Origin of the sequence: Nocardiopsis sp. JB363 (assembly GCF_900143625.1) — a bacterium.
Lineage (GTDB): Bacteria > Actinomycetota > Actinomycetes > Streptosporangiales > Streptosporangiaceae > Nocardiopsis.
Genome location: NZ_FRFF01000191.1, coordinates 1 through 20,742, shown reverse-complemented (window position 1 = coordinate 20,742; position 20,742 = coordinate 1). Strand labels below are relative to the sequence as shown.

Here is a 20,742-nt window from a genome sequence, read left to right as displayed (position 1 = left end):
GTATCCCCGGTGCGGATGCTTCCGGCAAACCCGGAAGACGCACCGCTTCGCCCCAGCGTGCCCGCTGAACTGGGATCCCGCAATCGGAACGAGGACACTTGCCGCACGGCCCGTCCCTTGAAATCCTTGAATCTCCCGGTTTTTCCCGTCAGTGCGTTGACTCTGCACCGCGACCGAAAGAAACTTTCCTTCATGGCGCAAACTCCGAAATCTTCAGGCGACTCCTCCGGTCCGGATGAGGCCCTAGCGCCGGCGGCACCGACCACGGTGCTACGGATCCGCTCCCTGCTCCCCTCCCTCGCCCCCGCCGAACAGCGCGTGGCCCAACGGGTCATCGAAGATCCCGAGCGGGCCGCCGCCTCCTCCATCACCCAGCTCGCCAAGGATTGCGCCACGTCCGAGGCCACGGTCATCCGCTTCTGTCGCACCATCGACTTCAGCGGATACCGGGAACTGCGTCTGGCCCTGGCCACCGAGGCCGGTCAGGCCCGCGGAGCCCGCAGCAACGTCCCCGAGCTGTCCAGCGACATCAACCCCGACGACACCCTCGTCACCGTCGTCCAGAAGATCGCCTACACCGACGCGCGCGCGGTGGAGGAGACCGGCGCCGCCATGGACGTGGAGGTGCTGCGCGCCGTCATCGACGCCCTCGCCAACGCCCGGCGCATCGACATCTACGGGGTGGGCGCCAGCGCGTTCGTCGGCGCCGACCTCCAGCAGAAGCTGCACCGGATCGGTCTGACGTCGTTCGCCTGGTCGGACGCGCACGTGATGCTGACCAGCGCCTCCCTGCTGGAGGACACCGACGTGGCGATCGGCATCTCGCACAGCGGCACCACCATCGACACCGTGCAGGCGTTGAGCGAGGCCGGCAGGCACGGCGCGCAGACGGTGGCGATCACCAACTTCCCGCGCTCCGCCATCGGGTTCGCCGACCACATCCTGACCACGGCGGCCCGCGAGACCACGTTCCGCTCGGGCGCGACCGCGTCCCGGTTGGCCCAGCTGACCGTGGTGGACTGCCTGTTCGTGGGGCTGGCCCAGATCCGGTACGCCGACAGCCTGACCGCGTTGGAGACCACCTACGAGGCGGTGCGCGGGCTTCGGTTGCACGAGGACCGCAAGCGCCGCCGCCCCGAGACCCCGCCCAGGAACATCAACGGCGGCAACGAGAGCAGTACCGACAACAGCACCGGAAGCAGCGGCTGAACCCCGACCCGAGCCGCCCCCCGGGCCCGATCCGGGTCAGGTGAGCCGGCTCGGCCCGGACGGAGAGGACACGCACGGGTGCGGACCGAAGAGGAGAGTTCAGTGCACGGCAGAGACGGACGAGTACAGGACCGGCCGGATGATCACGAGGCCGTGATCGTACGGTCTCCCACCGAGGCCCGGAACTCCGGCACCTACGACATCGACCTACTGCCGGCATTGGACATCCTCCGGCAGATCAACGCCGAGGACAGCACGGTCGCGGCGGCGGTCTCCGCCGTCCTGCCGCAGCTCGCCGAAGCCGTGGAGTTGGGGGTGGCGGCCCTGGAGAGGGGCGCCACCATCCACTACTTCGGCGCGGGAACCTCCGGACGGATCGCCTCCCAGGACGCCGCGGAGCTTCCGCCCACCTACGGGGTGCCGCCGGACTGGGTCGTGGCTCACCACGCGGGCGGCGGAGACGCCCTCTCCCAGGCCCTGGAAGGGGTCGAGGACGACTGGGAGGCCGGCCGTGTGGACGCGGCCGGGGTGGCCGAGGGCTGTCTGGTGGTCGGTCTGGCCGCCAGTGGACGCACCCCCTACGTGGGGGGCGCGTTGGAGGCGGCCCGGGAACGGTCGGCCTCCACGGTGCTCATCACCGCGAACCCGAACGCGCCGCTGGCCTCCGCGGCGGACGTGCACGTGGGTGTGGCCACGGGCGCGGAGGTGGTCGCCGGATCGACCCGGATGAAGGCGGGCACGGCGCAGAAGCTGCTGTTGAACGCCTTCTCCACCGCGGTGATGGTGCGGATCGGCCGGACCTACTCGAACCTGATGGTCGGGGTGGACGCCAACAACGGCAAGCTGCGGGGGCGTGTGCTGACGATCCTGCGCGAGGCCACCGGCCTGAACGAGGAGGCCTGCGCGCAGGCCCTGAACGCCGCCCGGGGCGACACCCGGGTCGCGCTGGTGACGCTGCTGGCCGAGGTGGACGCGGAGCAGGCCGCGGACGCGTTGAAGCGTGCCCGCGGCCGGGTCCGGGTGGCCCTCGCCGAACTCGGCGTCGGCGACTCCAAGACGAACTGAACCGTTCGGGTCCGGCCGGGTCTCCACCCGGTCGGGCTCACTCTCGCAAGACCTCGTCGATCAGGCCGAGCGGGGGCGCGCCCAGTTCCAACAGCTCCCGGTGGAACCGCGGCAGGGAGAAGCCCTCACCCCACTGCTCCCGGGCACGTTCGCGCAGGGCCAGGATCTCCAGCTTGCCCCAGGTGTACCGACCGTAGGTGGGGTCGAAGGTGGCGCGCTGGGCCTCGGCCCGGGCGGCCGGTCCGCGCAGGGCGGTGTCCTCGGTGAACCGTGCGGTGGCCTCCTCCACCGTCATGGAGCCCGAGTGCAGGCCGATGGCCACGGCCAGGCGTGTGACGCGGACGAGCGCCTCCAGCCACACCCCGATCTCGAAGTGGTCGGCGGTCCACTCGGGGTCGTCGAGACGTTCGGCGGCGTAGGCGCCGAACCCTTCGTCCACGCACACCTCCTCGACGTAGTGCGCCCAGCCCTCGACGAAGGACATGGAGGGCAGGGCGCGCCGTACCGGGCTCTGGAGGCGACGCAGGGCCCGCCCGTGCGAGTAGTGGCCGGGGGCGACCTCGTGCACGCTCACCGCGGGCAGGGTGGTGTGGCTGAACATCTCCAGCCACTCGTCGGCCTCCTCCTCGGACCAGTCGGGGTCGGGTGGGTTGACGTAGTAGAAGGACGCGGTGTCCGTCTCCCAGGGACCGGACCAGGCCATCATCGCGGTGCCCCAGCGCAGGGCGGGCGGTGGCACGTCCACCCTGCATTCGCCGTCGCCGTAGGGGGCGAGGGAACGCTCGGTGGTGAACTCCAGGCTCAGGCGCGTCCACTCGCGGGCCGCGTCCAGGACCCCGTCGGCACCGGGGTGGTCCCGGGTGAGCTCGCGGGCGAACTCCATGGGGTCGCGGTCGGGTGCCAGGCGCCCGGCGGCCTCCGCCAGGCGGGAACGCAGGCGGTCGCGTTCGACGTCGGCGCGGGCCGCCAGTTCGTCGAGGTCGACCTCCATGGCCTCGCCGGTGCCTAGGAGGCGGGCGAGCGTCTCGGTACCCAGCCCCGCCTGTTCCGGGCCGTGTTCGGCGGCGTGCTCCAGGTGCGCCATCAGGCGAGAGTGCGCGGCGAGGGCGGCGTCGCGCACGTCTTCCGGCAGGTCGTCGGGCAGGCTGCCGATGAGCCCCCGCGCGGCGCCGATCAGGGACTCGGCGATGGGCGCGGAGAGGCGGTCCAGGGACGCCAGGGCGTTGTCGGCCAACCACGGCCACAGCCTCAGGTGGGCGAGGCGGGCGGCGTCGCGTTCGGCGGCGGGGGCGTACTCGCGTTCGTAGTCGGACAGGTCCATCTCGCCGATGTGGAACAGGGGGTTGGTCCGGTGCCACTGGAGTTCGCCGAGTTCGTGCCGGAGCGCGTTCTCGAAGGCGGTCAGGTGTGCCTCGTCGTGGGCGTGGTCGAGTGGATCGCCGCCCAGACGTTCGAGGAGGGCGCGCACGCCCGACGGTGACAGGTCGGCGGCCCTGCCGTCGTAGGAGTGGAGTCCGGCGTGCGCGCGCATGGCGCTGGGCAGCAGTTCGGCGATGGCCCTCAGCCGAGGGGGGAGTTCCTCGTGGGAAGGTGCAGACATGCGGCCGACCTTAGGGCATGTTCCCGCACCTGGCCGGCCGCCTGCGAGGCGTCCCCGGAGCGTTCGGCGAACACCCCGGGGACGGTGGTCAGAGCCAGCGTGGCGGGACCACTTCGACGCCCTCGGTCAGTCGGTCTCCGCCTCGGCCCGAGGCCCAGGAGACCACGGCCGGCAGATCGCCGCGAACGGTCTCCTTCGGCGCGGTCTCGCCGGGGTCGTCGGCGCCCGCCCCCAGCACCCCGAGGTCCGCGCGGCCCTCGACGTGGATCGCGAGCCCCGGGTCGGTGTCGCGTTTGGCCCACACGCCGACGATGTCGCCGAGCAGGCGTTCCAGTACGTGCTCGGGGACGTCCGCGACCCGGGCGCCGTTGTCCAGGTCCACCGCGTGCAGCCACACCTCCCGGGTGCGCATCCACACGGTCTCGCGCAGCGGCACGAGCCGGCCCTGCGCGGTCTTGACCCGGTAGGACCACGGTTCTTCGGGGGTGTCCCGCCACTCCACGTCCAGCGACACCGCCGCGTGGTGGTTCAGGTGGCGCAGGGCACGGGCCGGCAGGGTGGCGCCGAGGTCGATCTCCCGGTTCCGTTCCTCCGGGGAGGCGTACATCGGGTGTTCCTCGTCGGTGTTGGCCCACAGCACCAGTCGTCCGATGGCACGGGCGTTGTAACCGACGTGTGCGATCAGGTGACGCCTGGTCCACCCCTCCAGCAGGGAGGGCGCGTCGAGTTCGTCGTCGTCCAAGGTGTCGACCGCCCGGTGCCAGAACGCGGTGCCCCGGCGGACCGTGAGGAGCTCGTCGAGCAGCCCCGGGTCGCGGGTGCGGTCGCTCTTGTCGACCATCAGGGCGCCACGATGTCGGAGGACATGCGACCGATGCCGTCGATCTCCACCTCGACCACGTCACCCGGCTTCAGGAAGACCTGCGGGTCACGGGCGCGACCCACGCCGCCCGGGGTTCCGGTGAGGATGATGTCGCCCGGCTTGAGCGGAATCATCGTGGAGATGTAGGAGACCAGGTGCTCCGGCGGGAAGACCAGGTCACCGATGGAGTGCTTCTGCATGATCTCGCCGTTGACGCGGGTGCGCAGGGTCGAGGTGCGGTGGTCGAACTCGTCGGGGGTGACCATGACCGGTCCCACCGGCGTGGAGCGGTTCCACATCTTGCCCTGAAGCCATTCCTTGGTACGGAACTGCCAGCCGCGCATCGAGATGTCGTTGGCCATGCTGTAGCCGGCGATGTGGCCGGCAGCCTCCTCCTCGGAGACCCGGTAGGCCTCGGAGCCGACCACGATGACCAGTTCGCCCTCCCAGTCCAGCTCCGGGTCCTCGGCCACCGCGGTGACCGGGTCGTTGGGACCGGTGAGGGTCTCGGCGTACTTGGCGAAGAGCGTGGGGTGGGACGGCAGGTCCCGGCCCATCTCCTTGATGTGCGAGGCGTAGTTCAGCCCCACGCAGACGACCTTGCCGGGGGCCGGGACGACCGTGTCGAACACGGCGTCGTCGGCGGTCACGGGTGCGCCGTCGGCGTTCTCGGCGAGGGAGCGCCAGTTCTCCTCGCGAAGGAGGGCGCCGAGGTCCGCGTACCCCTCGATCGGGACCCAGGTGTCCCCGGAGTCTCGGGCGACGGTGGTGGAACCATCGCGGCGCAGGGTGGCGAGCTTCATTCGGATTCTCCTTCGACGTGGACGCGCTGGAAGTTCAGCTTCTCGATGATCGGGTGGTCGCCGAACTGGAACAGGTCCAGCCGCGACTCGGCCCGCAGGCTGAAGGGGGCCCAGGAGGGGACGACGAAGATGTCGCCCTTCTCCACCTCATAGGTCCGGTCACCGACGAGGGCGCGGCCACGCCCCTCGAAGACCTGGTAGACGCTGGAGCCGACCTCGCGCACGGTGCGGGTCCGCACCCCCGGGCGCAGACGGTGGAACTGGGCGCGGATGGTGGGCATGACGTCGCCGCCGTCGGTGGGGTTGACGTAGCGCACGGCCGCGTGCCCCTGCTCGACGGTGGCGGGATACCCCTCGTCCTCGATGAGCAACTGCTCGGTGAGCGCCCGGTCGGTGTGCTCCCACCGGTAGGCGCCGATCGGCGAGGAGACGGTGTCGCGCAGACCGGAGAGCGGGCGCAGCCCCGGGTGGGTCCAGAGTCGTTCGCTCCGGGACACCCGGGGGGTGGAGTCGTCCGTGACGCGGTCGACGCCGAACTCGAAGAACGAGGTGTCGGTGTAGTGGACGAAGGGGATGTCGAGGCCGTCGATCCAGGCCATCGGCCGATCGGTCTCGTTGTGGTGACCGTGGAAGTTCCAGCCCGGCGTGAGCAGGAAGTCGCCGCGGGACATGCGGACGGGGTCGCCGTTGACGACCGTCCACACCCCCTCGCCCTCGACGACGAACCGGAAGGCGTTCTGGGAGTGGCGGTGCTCGGGGGCGACCTCGTGCCCGCCCAGGTACTGGATCGCGCACCACAGGGTCGGTGTGGTGTAGGGGCGTCCGCCAAGGCCCGGGTTGGCCAGCGAGATGGCCCGGCGTTCGCCACCGCGACCGACGGGAACCAGGTCTCCGGCGCGTTCGGCCAGCGGCAGCAGTTCCTTCCACCGCCACAGGTGGGGCAGCGCCGCGGGGTGCGGCTCGGGTGGCATGAGATCGCCGATCTCGGTCCACAACGGGACCATGTTCCCCGCCTCGAAGTCGGCGTAGAGCCGGTCGAGCTGTTTCCGTTCCTCGGGTGTGGGCGGCGGCACGGCGGCTTCGTCGACGCCGCGCGGCAGGTCGTGCTCTTCGTGTCCCCCGCTCACGGGGGTGGCGCTCCGGTCGGCCATCGGTCCTCCTGCGCACTGTGCTCTGGGGATCGGCCCATGTGGTCGAACATGAGCCGCGTCACTCGGAGCGTAGGTCGAGAAGGAGTGCCGGACCCAAGATCATTCTGTTGTGCAGAAAAGTAGGCGACCTGGTCAGTCCTGCTCGGCGAGTCCCAACTCGATGTCGGCGCAGGCCTGCACCAACACCCGCCGCACCGCGACGTCGTCGACCACGTGGGCGCGCATGTGCGGGACCGCGATGGTCACCGCCGCCACACCCTCGCCGGAGGGACCGCGCACCGGAGCGCCCAGGGCGACCACGCCGCTCTCGGTGCGCTCACGATTGACCGCCAGCCCCATGTCACGGACCCATGTGAGCGAGCGCACGAAGGCGCCGAACCGCTCCTCCTCCATGTGTACGCCCAGCGAGCGCGCCGTCCCCGAACGGTAGAGGCGGGCCAGGTCGGCCTCCTCCAGCAGCGCCAACAGGGCCAGCCCGCCCGAGGCCGCGGCGGCGTCGAGTACGGCCCCGCGCCGGTCACCCACCTGCACCACGGCCGCGTTCGACTCGACCGTGCTGAGGAAACGCACGGTGGTGCCGACCCTGACCTGGAGGTTGACCGTCTCCCCCACCCGCTGGGCGAGCAGTTCGATGATCGGTCGGGCCACGCCGCGCAGTCTGCGGTTCGGCACGTCATCGGTCACGGGGGCCAACAGTCCGGGCCCCGGCCGGTAGACCCTGGAGTCGTCCTGCACGGCGAAGCCGCGGAACACCAGCATCTGCATGAGTCGGTGCGCCGTGGACGGCGCCACGTCCAGTTGCGCGGCGGCCTCGGAGATACGGACGGCGCCCTGGTCGCGCAGCATCTGCAACAGGGTGAGGGCCGAACCGACGGATCGGATCTCGTACGACGGAGGTGTCCTCCTCGGTGGCGCGTTCATCCACGCAGCATAACCAGGGAGAACGAATCTTTCTGCTGAGCAGAAGTTTATGGCGCCGGTGACGTGTGTCGCAGCAACGTCGACACGAGTGACCCGGCCCATGTGGCCTCTCGCACGACGGAGGAGATTCGAGTGACAGCATCCGCCCCCACCTCAGTGATCGTCATCGGCGGCGGCATCGGAGGATTCGCCTCCGCTCTCGTCCTCCGACGCCTGGGAGCCGACGTCCGACTCCTGGAACAGGCACCCGAGTTCGGTGAGGTCGGCGCCGGTCTACAGATGTCGCCCAACGCCACGCGCCTGCTCAAGCGCTGGGGTCTGCTCGACGAGGCGATCGCGAGCGGGGTGGCGCCCCGGCGCGTGGTCTTTCGCGACGCCACCACCGGCGAGGACATCCTCGACCAGGACGTGACCGGAGAGTTCCGGGAACGCTACGAGGCCCCCTACATCGTGGCCCACCGCGCCGACCTGCACCGTTTGTTGGCCCGCACCGCGCAGGAGGCAGGGGTCCGGACGCACAACAGCGTCTGCGTGGAGTCGGTGGCGGAGACCCCCGACGGGGTGCGGGCCGTGACCACCGACGGGCGCGAGTTCACCGCCGACGCCGTCATCGCCGCCGACGGCATCAAGTCCGCGGTCCGACGACAACTGTTCTCCGCCGACGAACCGGTCTCCTCCGAGTACGTGGCGTACCGGGGGGCGATCCCCACCTCGTCGGCGGCGCACGCCGAGGACCTGGACTCCGTGGTGGTCTGGCTCGGCCCCGAGTGCCACCTGGTGCAGTACCCGCTGCGCGACGGCGAGCTGTTCAACACTGTGGCGGTCTACCGTTCGCGGAGCTTCGCCGCCGGACGGCTGGAGTACGAGGGCGCCGACGAACTGCGCGCCGCCTACACCGACTGTGTGCCCGCCGTACGCGACGCGCTGACCAACGTCAACGATTCCCTGCGCTGGCCGATGTTCGACCGTGAACCCCTCTCCACCTGGAACAAGGGGCGGGTGTGCCTGGTCGGCGACGCCGCGCACCCGATGCTGCAATACCTGGCCCAGGGTGCCTGCCAGGCCTTGGAGGACGCCGGGACGTTGGAGCGCTTGGCCGAGGAGATCATCTTCGGCGCGGACGGCGACGCTTCCCGCTGGCCGGAGGTGTTCGAGCGGTTCACCGACCTACGTCAGGCCAAGACGGCCCGGGTACAGACCACCGCCCGGGCGTGGGGCGAGGCCTGGCACCTGGCCGGTCCGATCGAGCGCACCGTGCGGAACATGCTCTTCGGGTCGGCGGACCGGCACGGGGTCTGGGAGTACACCGACTGGCTGTACGGGCCGCAGCCGGCTGATCGCCTCGACGCCGGGACGACCGTGGAAGGTGACCGAAGCGGCACTAGTGTGCGGGCATGACGCCCGATCACTCCCCTCACGCTTCCCCCACCGTGCCCGAACCGGTCCGCTACCGGCGCACCTCCTGGTCACGGGACCCCTACGCCCTCGGGTCGTACTCCTACCTGGCCCCGCACCGGCTGGGCACCTCGGTGCGCGCCCGCTTGGCCGCACCGGTGGGCGCACGCCTGCACTTCGCCGGTGAGGCCACCTCCTCCGAGGCGCCCGCCACCACCGCCGGCGCCCTGTCGAGCGGGCGGCGCGCGGCCGAGGAGGTCCTGCGCACCGGGCGTCGCGGGCAGAGTGTCACGGTGGTGGGGGCGGGCTTCGCCGGGCTCGGTTGTGCCCGTGCGCTCGCCGACGCCGGCATGGCGGTGACCGTCCTGGAGGCGCGTGATCGGGTCGGCGGACGAGCGTGGACGGAATGGGCCGAGGACATGCCCGTCGACCTGGGCGCCTCCTGGATCCACGGGCACAAGGGGAACCCCGTCACCCAGCTGCTCAAGGCCACCGGTGGGCGACGGATCGAGTTCGACTACGACAGCGTCGCCGGCGCCGACCCCGCCGGTTACCGGGAGCTGGAGGAGTACGTCGAGGGAATGGACGAGCACCCCCGTGCCGATACCACGCCCATCTCCGCGCTTCTTCCCGAGAACCCCTCCCCCGCGCTTCGCTACGCCGCCAACACCGTCTACGCCCAGGAGTACGCGGCCGAGCCGCACGAGTTGGCCATCAGCGCCGACGAGGAGGGGGTGGGCGGGCGCGGCGGTGACCTGCTGCTGCCCGACGGCTATGCCGGGTTGGTCGCCCATCTGCGCGGTGACCTGAGGGTTCGCACGGGGGCGGTGGTCACCGCCGTGGAGCATTCCGACGGCGGTACCGTCGCGCACCTGGCCGGCGGGGAGTCCGTGCCGGCGGATCACTGCGTGGTGACGCTGCCGATCGGTCTCCTCAAGGCCGGGGCGGTGGAGTTCCGCCCGTCGCTGCCCGAGACCAAACGGGAGGCGATCGACGCTCTCGGGTCGGGGCTGCTGGACAAGTTGTGGCTGTGGTTCCCGCACGTGTTCTGGCCGGCCGACGTGGACGTCCTGGAGTGGTCCGACCCCCGCGACCCCGGGTTGTGGTCGTGGTGGCTCAACGGATACAAGGCGTTCGGACGACCGGTGCTGTTGGGGTTCAACGGCGGTGACCACGCCCGTTCCCTGGCCGGGGAGTCCGACGAGGCGGTGGTGGCGAGCGCCATGGACGCGCTGCGACGCATGCACGCCTGAAGTCGGGAACCGGTCGGGGCGCCCGGTCGTCTTCCAAGGTGTGACGACATCCGAGAGCTCCGAGATACCTCCGACGCCCGAACCCGCGAACCGGGGCGCCGCTACCGTGCAACCGGGCCGGCGCCGCCTTCTGACCTGGGCGGTCGTCGCCGTGGCCGTGATGGTGCTGGGCTGTGTGCCGTTCGTGTGGCAGTTGTTCGCCACCTCCGATCACCGGTACGAGGTCGAGGACGTGCCCGAGCGCCCGGTCGCCGTGGTGCTCGGCGCGGGGGTCCGCCCCGACGGGCTGCCCAGCCACCTGCTGGCCCAGCGTCTGGAACTGGCGGTGGAGCTGTACGAGGCGGGCCGGATCGAGGCGGTGCTGGTCAGCGGCGACAACGGTGTGGAGCACTACAGCGAGACCGACACCATGCGCGACTACCTGGTCGATGCGGGTGTCCCGGCGGACCGGATCGCCGGCGACCACGCCGGGTTCGCCACCTGGGACTCGTGCGTGCGCGCCGCCGAGGTCTTCGGGGTGGAGGAGGCCGTGGTGCTGACCCAGGACTTCCACGTGCCGCGCGCGGTCCGGCTGTGTCGGGCGGCGGGCATCGACGCCGTGGGCGTGGGCGACCACAGCTTCGACGAACGTGGGTTCGCCACCGTGTACGGGTGGGTGCGCGAGGTTCCGGCGGCGGTCGCGGCCCTGGGCACGGTCCTGCTGCGCCCGGACCCCACGTTCCTGGGCGACTACGAGACCGGTGTGGACGAGGCCCTGGCCCGGGCCACCGAGGAGTCGGCGGCCTCCTGACCAGGGCCTGTTTTTCGGGCCTCCGCTAAGGGCGACCGCCACCGAACAGACGGCCGAAAAGGCCCTGGGGTGCCTGCGGCGCCTGCTGGGACTGCGGAGCCTCCTGGACGGGGACGGCCTCGGGCTCCGGCTCGGGTTCCACACCGACCAGGGCGCAGAACTCCTCGGCGTCGTCGGGCAGGGCCCAGGCGGCGAGGGTGGCGGTGAACTCCTCGTCCTCCCACGCCGAGGCGGGCAGCTCCGCGATGGCCCACAGAACCTTGAGGGTCTCCTCGTCGTAGTCGGCCTGAGCGTGCTCCTCGGGGGTGCGGTCCTTGGAGCGGGGGCCCAACACCAGTTCGAGGCCCACACCGGTGACCAGGGCACGGGACTCGTCCTCACCCTTGATCAGGCCGGGCAGGATGTCCAGGCGCAGTCGGCGGGCGCGGTCTCCGGCGCGGCCCAGCGCGAGGAAGCCCAGGACCTGCGGGGAACGGGGGCCGCAGTGCGGCCACGACTCGTTGAACAGTCCCTCGTAACCCATGGAGGTACCGCCGCCGCGGCCGATCCGGCGCAGGCCCTCGCGGGGGGTGTTCTCACCATGGATGAGGACCGTCGCCACCGCGGCGGCGAAGGAGTTGTAGAGGTTGCCGCCGGCCATCTGGTGGGTGAGGCCGATGGTGGTGTCGATGTCGTGCGGAGCGGCGAGCAGGCCCAGGGCGAACAGTTCGGCGGGCAGCGGATCGGAGTTGCCTCCGCTGCCGCCACCGGAGGCCTGGTCCATGGCGTCGCGCAGGGAGGTGGGGGCCTTGGGGGTGGGGCGCAGGTCCTTGGCGAGGAGGAACTGGGACGCACCGGTGATCTCGGAGACGATGCGCGCGGACTCGTCGGGCAGGAACGCCAGCAGGTAGCTCACCCACTCGCCGGCGCGGTCCAGGCCGCCCCGGTTCGTGCCGCCGTGCAGTAGGGCGACCAGGTCGGGAACACGGGCGAGCACGGCCTCGTAGGTGTCGAGTTCGGCCTGGAGGAGCTCCGCGCCCTCATCGGACTCCATGACGGCGAGGCGGTTGCGCATGCGGTGATGGTGCTGCTCGTCGGGGGCCTCGTCCCTCCAGGTGCGGTACTGGGTGCGCACCTTCTCGGCGTCGTTGGAGGTGGCCCAGGCCACCTCGTCGCGCCATTGGGCGAGGTCGCGGTGCTCGGGGAAGCGGTCCTCCGCGTGGGCGGCGACCAGCTCCAGCAGGAGGCTGAGCGGCCGCCACCGGTCCATGTCCGGGGTCTCGTCGGCGGTCGCGGCGTCGACGAGGTGGTCGACGACCTTCGGTGCGGCGCGATGGCCCGGCTCCGGAAACCGGATGATGTCGTGGAGGTCGGACAGCGCACTGTCACTGCCGGCGACCCGGCCGAGGAGTTCGGGGATGCGGTCCCCGCCCTCGGGGGCCAGGGAGGCCCAGTCGACGTCGGCGGCGTTGTCGTGTGGTTCGTTTCCCGTGGTCGCGTTCATGCCCTGATTATCCCGTCTCGGGAAAGGGCTACGGGCCGGCTCGTTCCACACGGGCCGAAGCGCCGGCGGAGGCCCGAAAAGACAGGCTTCAGTGCGGGTCGGGGCGGCCGAGCATGGCCGGCGCGGGGCGCAGCACGGCGTCCTTGAGCGCCTTGGCGGCTGCGGGGACCTCGCGCAGGTAGCCGATGACGGTGGAGCGTCGGCGGGCGCCCAGGCTGGAATCGCCCACCCCCACCGCGTCGATGCCGGCGGCGCGGGCGAGCGCGATGGTGCGGGGCAGATGGAAGGACTGGGTGACCATGGTGGCGGCGTCCACCCCGTAGTACTCCTTGACCCTGACGCAGGTGTCCCAGGTCCGGTAGCCGTGGGGGTCGGCCTCGATCCGATCGGCGGGAACCCCGTGTTCGACGAGGTAGCGGGTCATGGTGTCGGTCTCGCGCCGGGACACGTCGCGGTTGTCCCCGGAGACCAGGACACCGTCGACCTTGCCCTCACGGATCAGGTCGACGGCCAGGTCCAAGCGCCGGGCGAGCAGCGGTGAGGGCCCCTCCGGCCACGCGGCGGCGCCCAGGACCACGGCGACGGGGCGGTGCGGGACACGGGCGAGGCCGGGACGACGTCCGGCTCCGGCCAGGCGTGTCCAGACGAACGGAACCAGAGCGAGGGCGAGGACGCCGACCACGATCGTCCCGATCCACATGAGCACGGTCGCCGCCTTCCGATGTCGACACGGCCCGTGCCGTGTGCCCCACCATCATGGCGTACGGCCGCGGCCCTCAGGTCAGGAAGTCGGTCCAGCTCCCGGACCGCTTGTGCCGCACGCGCAGGCTGCCGCCCTGGGAGGCGCCGGTGATGACGAAGTGGGTGACGTCGCTCCGGCGGATCGAGTCGACGTCCGAGCGCAGGCTGCCGAACCAGGAGGCGTCGACGTCGACCTCTGCGGTGGCGCCCTCGGGCAGGATGATGTCGGCGCTGCCCCAAGAGGTCTCCACCCACACCTCCACCACGGGGGTGGTGATGCGGGCCTCGCGGAAGTCGAGCTTGGTGGAGCCGAAGCGGGCGTCGACCTCCACGCGGTACGGCACGGTCCAGTCGCCCTTGCGGACCACGGAGTCCCCCTTGGCCTTGAGCTTCAGGGGTTGGCCGGCGGGGCCGGCCGGGACGTTCTGTGGGGCGATCGCGCCCGTCGTCGGAGCCGGGGCGGAGAGCCCTCCCGCGCCGGCGGGCAGGTCGGCGACGATGGGTTCGAGGTCGGCGTAGGTCTTGGCGCCGTAGACCGCGTTGAGGCGCTCGTCCACCTCCGCCAGGTCAAGACGCCCTTCCCCTGCGGCTTCCCGCAGGATCTCCGCGACCTGGTCGCGTTCGGCGTCGGAGATGCGCATTCGACTCATGTCTTCGGGGGCCACGTGCTCCTACCGCTCCTTCTGCCTGTTTTGTCAGACCCACGTTAGAGCATGTGGAGCGTCCGTGGCGGTTCGGCGGACGTGGTGGTCGAGGAAGACGCCCCGCCGCGCTTTGGGCCGGAGGGGAGCCGGGTACTGCTTCTCTAGTGTGGTTGAGGACTCTGCCGGGGTAGGACGGACCCCGGCAGAGTCCTGAATCACGCGTGATTCCCTCCCCGGGTACTTCCACGATCCCGCAAGGCACCCCCTCCTGCACAGAGCGTGTCCGCAACCGGCCAGACAGTGAGCAAGCCGGGGCGACACCTCACGTTCTCCGGGTGTCCTCCACTCGGACGCCTTTCCGGATTTCGGTCACTCCACCCACTCCGATTCGGCACCTCCCCTCGCTCCCCGGTGTGACCAAGCGAGAGGGGTCGCCATGGCCCGAATCGCCGGTTTCGGATAGCACTTTAATCGGGTTTCGGACACAGGCGCTGCCCAAGGAACCGCAGGTCACGGAGGCGCCACCAGGAGGGTGCGAAAAACCTTCCGATCGCCTTCGAACACCCCTTCGCAAGCCATGCCTGGAGCTGCGAAGACACTGAATCCTCAGGGTTCCCGAAATCTGCCGTTCTTCGCCCTCCCGGCGGCGTTTGCCCAAATTCCGCAGCGAGCATGTTTCAAGTGAACGCGAACGGTCGCCGGACCGGCTTCCCTTCGCGAGAGACCCATCCGATCCGACCGATCAGCAGAACCACCACCAGGTCGAAGACCGGAGGAGACCACGACGTGTCCGCCCTTGCGATCGCCCCGACGTTTCTCAGCGACTTCAACCACCTCGCGCCCGACGTCCAGCTCGGCACCCTGGCCGTGATGCGCGCCTACCAGGCCGGAGAGCCCACCGACCTGGAGTCCGTCGCGGGCGCCGCCGACCCTCGTGTCCGGGTCGTCTCCATCGCCCCCGACTGGACCGGCGTCATCGCCCCCGACCCGCACACGGAGTCCGCCGAGGACGAGCCGACGGAACGGGACACCGATGACCCGCACTACCGGCTGCTCACCGTGCGCCCACGCGCCGAGGCGCTGCGCTTCGCCCAGAACCTGCGTCCGCGGACCCTGACCGACGCTCCCGTCGAACTCGGGCTCGGCACCGTCGACCTCACCCCCGTCGGCCCACCCGAACTGTCCGGCGCCCTCAACGCGCCCTTCCATCAGTGGCAGATCACCCTGCACCCGGACCAGCACCGGGTCACCGGAGCGCACTTCAACGGATCCGTGCAGGTCACAGGGGGACCCGGCACCGGCAAGACCGTGATGGCGCTCTACCGTGCCGCGCACCTGGCCGAACTGGACGCCGCGGCCCGCCCCGAGTCCGGCGGCGAGTCGGTACTGCTCACCACCTTCAACCGCGCGCTGGCCCAGTCCCTGGCCGACCGCCTGGACCGTCTGCTGCCCGACCCCGACACCAGGTCCCGTGTGCGGGTGGTCACCATCGACAGTCTGGCCCGTTCCGTGGCGCAGACCCACAGCAGCGTCGCGCCGCGGATGATCGGCAAGGACGAACTCGCCCAGCGGTGGCGAGCGGTCGCCCTCGCCGACGGGCTGCCCTTCTCAGGGCGCTTCCTGGTGGACGAATGGGAACAGGTCATCCTGGCCAAGGGCCTGGAGCGGCTGCCCGACTACATCCGTTGCGAGCGCAGCGGCCGCGTCCAGCATCTGGCTCCCGAGCACCGACGTCAGGTCTGGGAGACCGTCCGACGCTACGTGGGCGCGATGCGGGTGGAGGGGCTGTGGTCCTACCCGCAGCTGGCCGCCGAGGCCGCCCGACTGCTCACGCGTTCGGGTCCGCTGTTCCGGCACGCGGTGGTCGACGAGTCCCAGGACCTGCACCCGGCTCAGTGGAAGATGCTGCGCGCCGCGGTCCCCGAGGGGCCGAACGACCTGTTCATCGTCGGTGACCCGCACCAGCGGGTGTCCGACAACCGGGTATCGCTGGCCTCGCTGGGCATCAACGTGCGCGGCCGCGGTCACCGGCTGCGGGTCAGCTACCGGGTGACGCAGGAGATCCTCGACTGGAGCATGCCGATCCTGGACCGCGGGGCCGCTCTGGGCATGGACGACGACGCCGACACCCTCGCGGGCTACCGTTCGCTGCTGCGCGGCCCCGCCCCGGTGGTCCGCGGCTGTGACAACCGCACCGAGGAACTCCACGCCCTGGGCGACTGGGTTCGGGTGTGGCTGGAGGCCGGGGTGAACCCGGCCGAGATCGCGGTGGCCGGACGCAACCAGTGGGTGGCGCGCGGAGTCGCCAAGGAGCTGGAGGCGCGCGGGATCGCCACCACGCCGCTGGAGGAGGTGGGCGCGGCGGGCGCGGTCCGGGTGGGCACGATGCACCGGTTGAAGGGACAGGAGTTCCGGTGTGTCGCCCTGGTCGGCGTGAGCGACCACCTGCTGCCGCCCAAGGCCGCGATCGAGGCGGCCGACGGTGACCAGGTCGCCTTGGAACACGCGATCCAGCAGGAGCGGACGCTGCTGTTCGTGGCCTGCACCCGGGCACGGGACGCACTGTACGTGTCGCACGTGGGCCGCCCCAGCAGGCTCATCGCCGACAGCCGCTGACCGAAGCGGGCGCACATGAGAGGGCCGGGACGTCGATCGACGTCCCGGCCCCGCCCGGTATTCGGGTGTTCGTCGCTACTCCTCGGCGAAGCGGCCGTCGAGGCCGGGGATGATCATTCGGTCCGTGGAGGCCAACGGTTCACCGACGTCCACGTCCGTGACGTACATGATCGGCAACAGCAGCGGCGGCGGGAAATCCGGGGTGAAGGTCAGCGGGATCCCCAGGAGCCGCACGTGCATGCTGGTGACGTGGAGTTCGACGTCGCCCTCCATGTCCATCGTGGGCAGACCCAGTGACCGGCGACTGCCGGCGTCGTCGAACCAGAGTTCGCCACCGCTCATGCTGGATCGGCTCATCGTGAGCCGGAGGTAGCGCCGTGGACCGTCCGCGGTCGGGCACTCCACCACTCCGTCGTAACTCGCGCCGTACATGGTGAGGGTGTCCGCGGTCAGGCCGGACTCGCGGGTGGAACCACGGAAGCAGTCGTAGTCGGAGTCGACCATGACCTCGGGGTACTCGCCCTCGTCCTGCGCGGCCTGGCAGTCCAGGACCATGTCGAGAAGCTCCTGCTCGTCCTCGACGACGGCGCTGTCGCCCAAGGCGAGCTCACACGCGGCGGGGTCGGGATCCTCGTCGTCGACCTCTTCCTCGTCCTCCTCGCCCTCCTCGCTCTCGTCCTCGGGGTCCTCCTCCGTGCCCTCGTCCGCGCCGGGCTCGGTCTCCTCGGGAGGTGTCCCGGGCTCCTCCGACGGGCTCTCGGAGGGGTCCTCCTCCGGCTGTTCCTCGGCCTGTTCGTCGTCTCCGGGCGTCAGCCAGTCCCAGGGCCACCCCGGGGCGGAGACGGGGGCCGAGGCGATGGCGACGGCCACGGCCAGCGGCAGCGCGATCGTGGCCAAGGGCCGGGTGCCGCCGCCCGGGTCATCGGTACGGATGGTCTCGCCCTCGGAAGCGGCGGGGGCGTCGTCCTCGGCTTCGTCGGGGGCTTCCGCCGTCTTGGCCCGGCGCCGCCCACGCGAGCGGCTTCGGGCCTCGGGGCCCCAGCCGAACACGAGTGACCCGCCGACGATACCGAGCAGCATGCCGATGACGAAGCCACCGAAGTTGGAGGTCACGAAGGACACCAGCGCGAGCATCAGCCCGACCACACCGAAGAAGGTGTGCTGGGCCGGTTGCAACCAGCTCAGCACACCGATCACGATCAGCAGACCGCCGATGAGGTTGCCGGAGACACCGGCCATTCCGGAGAAGACGAGCAGGTCCATGGGCAGGATCAGGCTCTGGGCGGCGGGGGCGACCAGAAGCTCGATTCCGGCAGCGGCGAGGAGGAACCCGCCCCAGAACGGCCGAGTACGCCGCCAGGTCCGGAACCGTCCCCATCCCGCGCGGATCAGGGTCATCGCTTGGGTCATGGGATCAGAAGCACTCGTGGTTACCGGGCTTGATGGCCAGCCCCAGCCCGCTCAGACGCAGCGAGCCGGAGGTGACCGCCCAGGAGGTCAGTTCCATCTCGTCGACCGAGATGGAGTCGGCTTGCAGGCCGAAACCACCTTCGGGACCTTGGCCGTTATCGGCCTTGTCGAGGGTGCTGGCGTCACGGCCGATCTCGATCTCACCGAACTCCGCGTCACCCTGGAGTTGTTCGATGTCGATGACCATCGAGGTGCCCTCGACCGGGCTCTCCTCACCCGCGGTGATGACCAGGGTGGCCTCACCGATGGGCAGGTCCCACAGGGAGGACATGCACAGGTTCTGCAATTCCACGGTGTTCACGCTGGACAGGCCGACCGGTCGGGCCGAGCCGTCGACCGAGTCGGCGACGTCGCCGTACTGGCTGAAGCCGCTGCCGCTGAAGTTGTCGGCGGACATCTTGAAGCTGTCGCCGGAGACCGCGAAGGAGGCCGCGAGCACGCCCTGGGTGGTCATACCGCCGAGGACCGCGGCGGCGATGAAACCGGGGACCGCGAGCAGGGCGAACCTGCGCCAGCGGGTCCCACCGTTGCCTTCGTGCTGCTCAGGCGAGTCCTGGGACGCCTCGGGCGCCTCCTCGGGTGCCTTGGGCATGTGTACCTCCAGAGGATTCCGTCGCCGGGGAGACGACGAGGGGGGAAGGAGACTTGCGCCGACGCACGCCACGTGTGTTACATGGAACACACCCTACTCGGCGGTAGTGATGAACATTACAATATGTATTGTCACATTTCTAGATGGCGCCATCATCGTTGCGGACTCGTATCCGGCTCATTACGGACAACCGCCGCCTGAACTGGGAAGAAGAGGCCAGAACCATGTCCCCTCAGAGCGCACCAGACACCGCCGCACCCGAGGAAACGGACGACCGTTTCGACTACGACGTGGTCGTGATCGGCTCCGGCTTCGGTGGATCGGTGAGCGCACTCCGCCTCGCCGAGAAGGGTTACCGAGTCGGCGTCCTGGAGGCGGGCCGACGCTTCACCCCCGAGACCCTGCCGTCCTCGTCCTGGGACGTGAAGAACTTCCTCTGGGCCCCGCAGGCCGGCATGTACGGGATCCAGCGCATCCACCTGCTCAAGGACGTGATGATCCTCGCCGGGGCCGGCGTGGGCGGGGGCTCGCTCAACTACGCGAACACCCTCTACCACCCGATGGACCCCTTCTTCGAGGACCCGCAATGGCGGCACATCACCGACTGGAAGTCGGAGCTGGCGCCCTTCTACGACCAGGCCCGACGCATGCTCGGTGTGCGCACCAACCCCTCCATGACCCCCTCCGACGTCCACCTGAAGGCGGTCGCCGAGGACATGGGGGTGGGCGACACCTTCCGGCTCACCCCGGTGGGCGTGTGCTTCGGCGACGGTGAGGACGGCGCCGGCAACACGGCCGCGCCCGGCGACTCCGTGGGCGACCCCTACTTCGGTGGCGCCGGCCCCGACCGGAAGGCCTGCACCGAGTGCGGTGAGTGCATGACCGGTTGCCGACACGGCGCCAAGAACACGCTCACCGAGAACTACCTGTACTTCGCCGAACGAGGCGGCGCCGAGGTGCACCCGCTGACCACCGTCGAGCGGCTGCGCGAACGCCCCGAGTCCCAGGGCGGCGGTTTCGCCGTCGACACCCTGCGCACCGACGCGCCCCGGCGCAAGGAGAACGCCCGCACGTTCACCGCGCGCCAGGTCGTGGTCGCCGCCGGCACCTACAACACCCAGACCCTGCTGCACCGGATGCGTGCCGACGGGCTGCTGCCACGCCTGTCCGACAGGCTGGGCACCCTCACCCGCACCAACTCCGAGGCGCTCGTCGGCGCGATGAGCAAGCAGGTGCCCCCGGAGGACCTCACGCACGGGGTGGCGATCACCTCCTCCATCCACCCCAACGACAACACCCACATCGAACCGGTCCGCTACGGCAAGGGCTCCAACGCGATGGGCCTGCTCACCACCATCCAGGTGCCGGGCGGCGGGAGGATTCCGCGCTGGCTGCGCTACGTCGGGCTGATCCTGCGCCATCCCGCCGTGTTCGCCCGCAGCTTCTCCAACCGGCGCTGGTCGGAACGGACCATCATCGGCCTGGTCATGCAGTCCCTGGACAACTCGCTGACCACCTCGGTCAAGCGCGGACCGTTCGGCGGCCGGAAGAAGCTGACCTCCACGCAGGGGCACGGCGAGCCCAACCCCACGTGGATCCCCCAGGGGCAGGAGGCCGCGACCCGGCTGGCCGAACGCATCGACGGCCACCCGGGCGGCACCCTCGGAGACCCGTTCAACATCCCGATGACCGCGCACTTCCTGGGCGGCTGCCCGATCGGCGACAGCGCCGAGAGCGGGGTCATCGACCCCTACCACCGGCTGTACGGGCACCCCGGACTGCACGTGGTGGACGGTTCGGCGGTCACGGCCAACCTGGGCGTGAACCCGTCGCTGACGATCACCGCGCAGGCCGAACGAGCCCTGTCGCTGTGGCCGAACAAGGGCGACGAGGACCCGCGCCCGGAGCAGGGCGCCGAGTACCGCCGGGTGAAGCCGGTGTTCCCACGCGACCCGGCGGTCCCGTCCGGCGCGTTCGCCGAACTGCGGTACACCACGTCGCTGCCGCTGTCCGTGGTCGAGCCGAGCTCGGACGCCGCCCAGGTCCCGGAGCCCGAAGAGGCCTGAGCAGTGTTCGCTTTGGGCCTTCGCCGACGCGGCCTTGTCGGGGGTTCGGGCCCGGACCCGTCATCGTGGTCCGGGCCCGGC

The 20,742-nt window shown here is 70.6% G+C and carries 17 protein-coding genes; 7 read left to right on the top strand and 10 right to left on the bottom strand.

The features are described from left to right. Window positions 1–192 precede the first annotated feature (192 nt). Window positions 193–1,209 carry a MurR/RpiR family transcriptional regulator gene (locus tag BQ8420_RS28665; RefSeq protein WP_235006546.1) on the top strand — a complete coding sequence of 339 codons (1,017 nt, stop codon included), beginning with the start codon at window positions 193–195 and terminating at the stop codon, window positions 1,207–1,209. A 102-nt stretch (window positions 1,210–1,311) separates the two neighbouring features. Beyond that, complete coding sequence (locus BQ8420_RS28660) at window positions 1,312–2,274, top strand: N-acetylmuramic acid 6-phosphate etherase (protein WP_369825554.1); 963 nt, start codon at window positions 1,312–1,314, stop codon at window positions 2,272–2,274. A gap of 37 nt (window positions 2,275–2,311) precedes the next feature. Here BQ8420_RS28660 and BQ8420_RS28655 read toward each other — a convergent pair whose 3' ends face one another. The 5 genes from BQ8420_RS28655 to BQ8420_RS28635 all read right to left on the bottom strand — a co-directional run bounded on the left by BQ8420_RS28655 (window position 2,312) and on the right by BQ8420_RS28635 (window position 7,611). Further along, a complete protein-coding gene (locus BQ8420_RS28655) occupies window positions 2,312–3,874 on the bottom strand; it encodes a DUF885 family protein (RefSeq protein WP_087103172.1) in 1,563 nt (520 codons plus the stop codon). 88 nt (window positions 3,875–3,962) lie between these two features. Further along, the gene (locus BQ8420_RS28650; RefSeq protein WP_087103170.1) at window positions 3,963–4,715 is read right to left on the bottom strand and encodes a maleylpyruvate isomerase family mycothiol-dependent enzyme; all 753 of its coding nucleotides are present in this window, start codon (window positions 4,713–4,715) and stop codon (window positions 3,963–3,965) included. Continuing rightward, a complete protein-coding gene (locus BQ8420_RS28645; protein WP_087103168.1) occupies window positions 4,715–5,539 on the bottom strand; it encodes a fumarylacetoacetate hydrolase family protein in 825 nt (274 codons plus the stop codon). Before BQ8420_RS28645 ends, BQ8420_RS28650 begins: the two co-directional genes overlap by 1 nt. Then, window positions 5,536–6,690 (bottom strand): cupin domain-containing protein, encoded by a 1,155-nt coding sequence (locus BQ8420_RS28640; RefSeq protein ID WP_087103166.1) that lies wholly within the window; start codon window positions 6,688–6,690, stop codon window positions 5,536–5,538. Before BQ8420_RS28640 ends, BQ8420_RS28645 begins: the two co-directional genes overlap by 4 nt. A 132-nt stretch (window positions 6,691–6,822) precedes the next feature. Beyond that, entirely contained in the window at window positions 6,823–7,611 is a 789-nt protein-coding gene (locus BQ8420_RS28635) for an IclR family transcriptional regulator (protein WP_160049489.1), read from the bottom strand. Window positions 7,612–7,743: 132 nt separating this feature from the next. On the opposite strand from BQ8420_RS28635, the gene BQ8420_RS28630 reads away from it, so the two are divergent. The 3 genes from BQ8420_RS28630 to BQ8420_RS28620 are packed head-to-tail and all read left to right on the top strand — an operon-like array spanning window position 7,744 to window position 11,049. After that, complete coding sequence (locus BQ8420_RS28630; RefSeq protein ID WP_087103162.1) at window positions 7,744–9,009, top strand: FAD-dependent oxidoreductase; 1,266 nt, start codon at window positions 7,744–7,746, stop codon at window positions 9,007–9,009. After that, a complete protein-coding gene (locus BQ8420_RS28625) occupies window positions 9,006–10,259 on the top strand; it encodes an FAD-dependent oxidoreductase (RefSeq protein ID WP_087103160.1) in 1,254 nt (417 codons plus the stop codon). The genes BQ8420_RS28630 and BQ8420_RS28625 overlap by 4 nt, the downstream gene beginning before the upstream one ends. Window positions 10,260–10,299: 40 nt before the next feature. Then, window positions 10,300–11,049 (top strand): vancomycin high temperature exclusion protein, encoded by a 750-nt coding sequence (locus BQ8420_RS28620; protein ID WP_369825553.1) that lies wholly within the window; start codon window positions 10,300–10,302, stop codon window positions 11,047–11,049. 25 nt (window positions 11,050–11,074) lie between these two features. Here the strand turns inward: BQ8420_RS28620 and BQ8420_RS28615 are convergent, their stop codons facing one another. The 3 genes from BQ8420_RS28615 to BQ8420_RS28605 form a co-directional block, all read right to left on the bottom strand. Further along, entirely contained in the window at window positions 11,075–12,532 is a 1,458-nt protein-coding gene (locus BQ8420_RS28615) for a hypothetical protein (RefSeq protein WP_087103158.1), read from the bottom strand. Window positions 12,533–12,620: 88 nt separating this feature from the next. Then, a complete protein-coding gene (locus BQ8420_RS28610) occupies window positions 12,621–13,232 on the bottom strand; it encodes a vancomycin high temperature exclusion protein (RefSeq protein WP_087103157.1) in 612 nt (203 codons plus the stop codon). A gap of 76 nt (window positions 13,233–13,308) precedes the next feature. Next, a complete protein-coding gene (locus BQ8420_RS28605) occupies window positions 13,309–13,938 on the bottom strand; it encodes a DUF1707 domain-containing protein (RefSeq protein ID WP_087103154.1) in 630 nt (209 codons plus the stop codon). A 765-nt stretch (window positions 13,939–14,703) separates the two neighbouring features. On the opposite strand from BQ8420_RS28605, the gene BQ8420_RS28600 reads away from it, so the two are divergent. After that, on the top strand, window positions 14,704–16,533 hold the full coding sequence (locus BQ8420_RS28600) for a UvrD-helicase domain-containing protein (RefSeq protein WP_087103195.1): 1,830 nt from the start codon (window positions 14,704–14,706) through the stop codon (window positions 16,531–16,533). Window positions 16,534–16,608: 75 nt separating this feature from the next. Here the strand turns inward: BQ8420_RS28600 and BQ8420_RS28595 are convergent, their stop codons facing one another. Both BQ8420_RS28595 and BQ8420_RS28590 read right to left on the bottom strand, forming a co-directional pair. Next, complete coding sequence (locus BQ8420_RS28595; protein ID WP_087103152.1) at window positions 16,609–17,943, bottom strand: DUF6114 domain-containing protein; 1,335 nt, start codon at window positions 17,941–17,943, stop codon at window positions 16,609–16,611. Between the two features lie 4 nt (window positions 17,944–17,947). After that, a complete protein-coding gene (locus BQ8420_RS28590; RefSeq protein ID WP_087103150.1) occupies window positions 17,948–18,595 on the bottom strand; it encodes a DUF6230 family protein in 648 nt (215 codons plus the stop codon). Between the two features lie 224 nt (window positions 18,596–18,819). Between BQ8420_RS28590 and BQ8420_RS28585 the strand changes: the two genes are divergently transcribed. Beyond that, entirely contained in the window at window positions 18,820–20,661 is a 1,842-nt protein-coding gene (locus BQ8420_RS28585) for a GMC oxidoreductase (RefSeq protein WP_087103148.1), read from the top strand. Window positions 20,662–20,742: the final 81 nt, after the last annotated feature.

Excerpts from the sequence above, each read along its gene's own strand:
- BQ8420_RS28595 (WP_087103152.1), bottom strand. The coding sequence starts at position 17,943 with ATGACCCAAGCGATGACCCTGATCCGCGCGGGATGGGGACGGTTCCGG.
- BQ8420_RS28665 (WP_235006546.1), top strand. The coding sequence starts at position 193 with ATGGCGCAAACTCCGAAATCTTCAGGCGACTCCTCCGGTCCGGATGAG.
- BQ8420_RS28635 (WP_160049489.1), bottom strand. The coding sequence starts at position 7,611 with ATGAACGCGCCACCGAGGAGGACACCTCCGTCGTACGAGATCCGATCC.
- BQ8420_RS28590 (WP_087103150.1), bottom strand. The coding sequence starts at position 18,595 with ATGCCCAAGGCACCCGAGGAGGCGCCCGAGGCGTCCCAGGACTCGCCT.
- BQ8420_RS28655 (WP_087103172.1), bottom strand. The coding sequence starts at position 3,874 with ATGTCTGCACCTTCCCACGAGGAACTCCCCCCTCGGCTGAGGGCCATC.
- BQ8420_RS28640 (WP_087103166.1), bottom strand. The coding sequence starts at position 6,690 with ATGGCCGACCGGAGCGCCACCCCCGTGAGCGGGGGACACGAAGAGCAC.
- BQ8420_RS28585 (WP_087103148.1), top strand. The coding sequence starts at position 18,820 with ATGTCCCCTCAGAGCGCACCAGACACCGCCGCACCCGAGGAAACGGAC.
- BQ8420_RS28650 (WP_087103170.1), bottom strand. The coding sequence starts at position 4,715 with ATGGTCGACAAGAGCGACCGCACCCGCGACCCGGGGCTGCTCGACGAG.
- BQ8420_RS28610 (WP_087103157.1), bottom strand. The coding sequence starts at position 13,232 with ATGTGGATCGGGACGATCGTGGTCGGCGTCCTCGCCCTCGCTCTGGTT.
- BQ8420_RS28625 (WP_087103160.1), top strand. The coding sequence starts at position 9,006 with ATGACGCCCGATCACTCCCCTCACGCTTCCCCCACCGTGCCCGAACCG.
- BQ8420_RS28645 (WP_087103168.1), bottom strand. The coding sequence starts at position 5,539 with ATGAAGCTCGCCACCCTGCGCCGCGATGGTTCCACCACCGTCGCCCGA.
- BQ8420_RS28615 (WP_087103158.1), bottom strand. The coding sequence starts at position 12,532 with ATGAACGCGACCACGGGAAACGAACCACACGACAACGCCGCCGACGTC.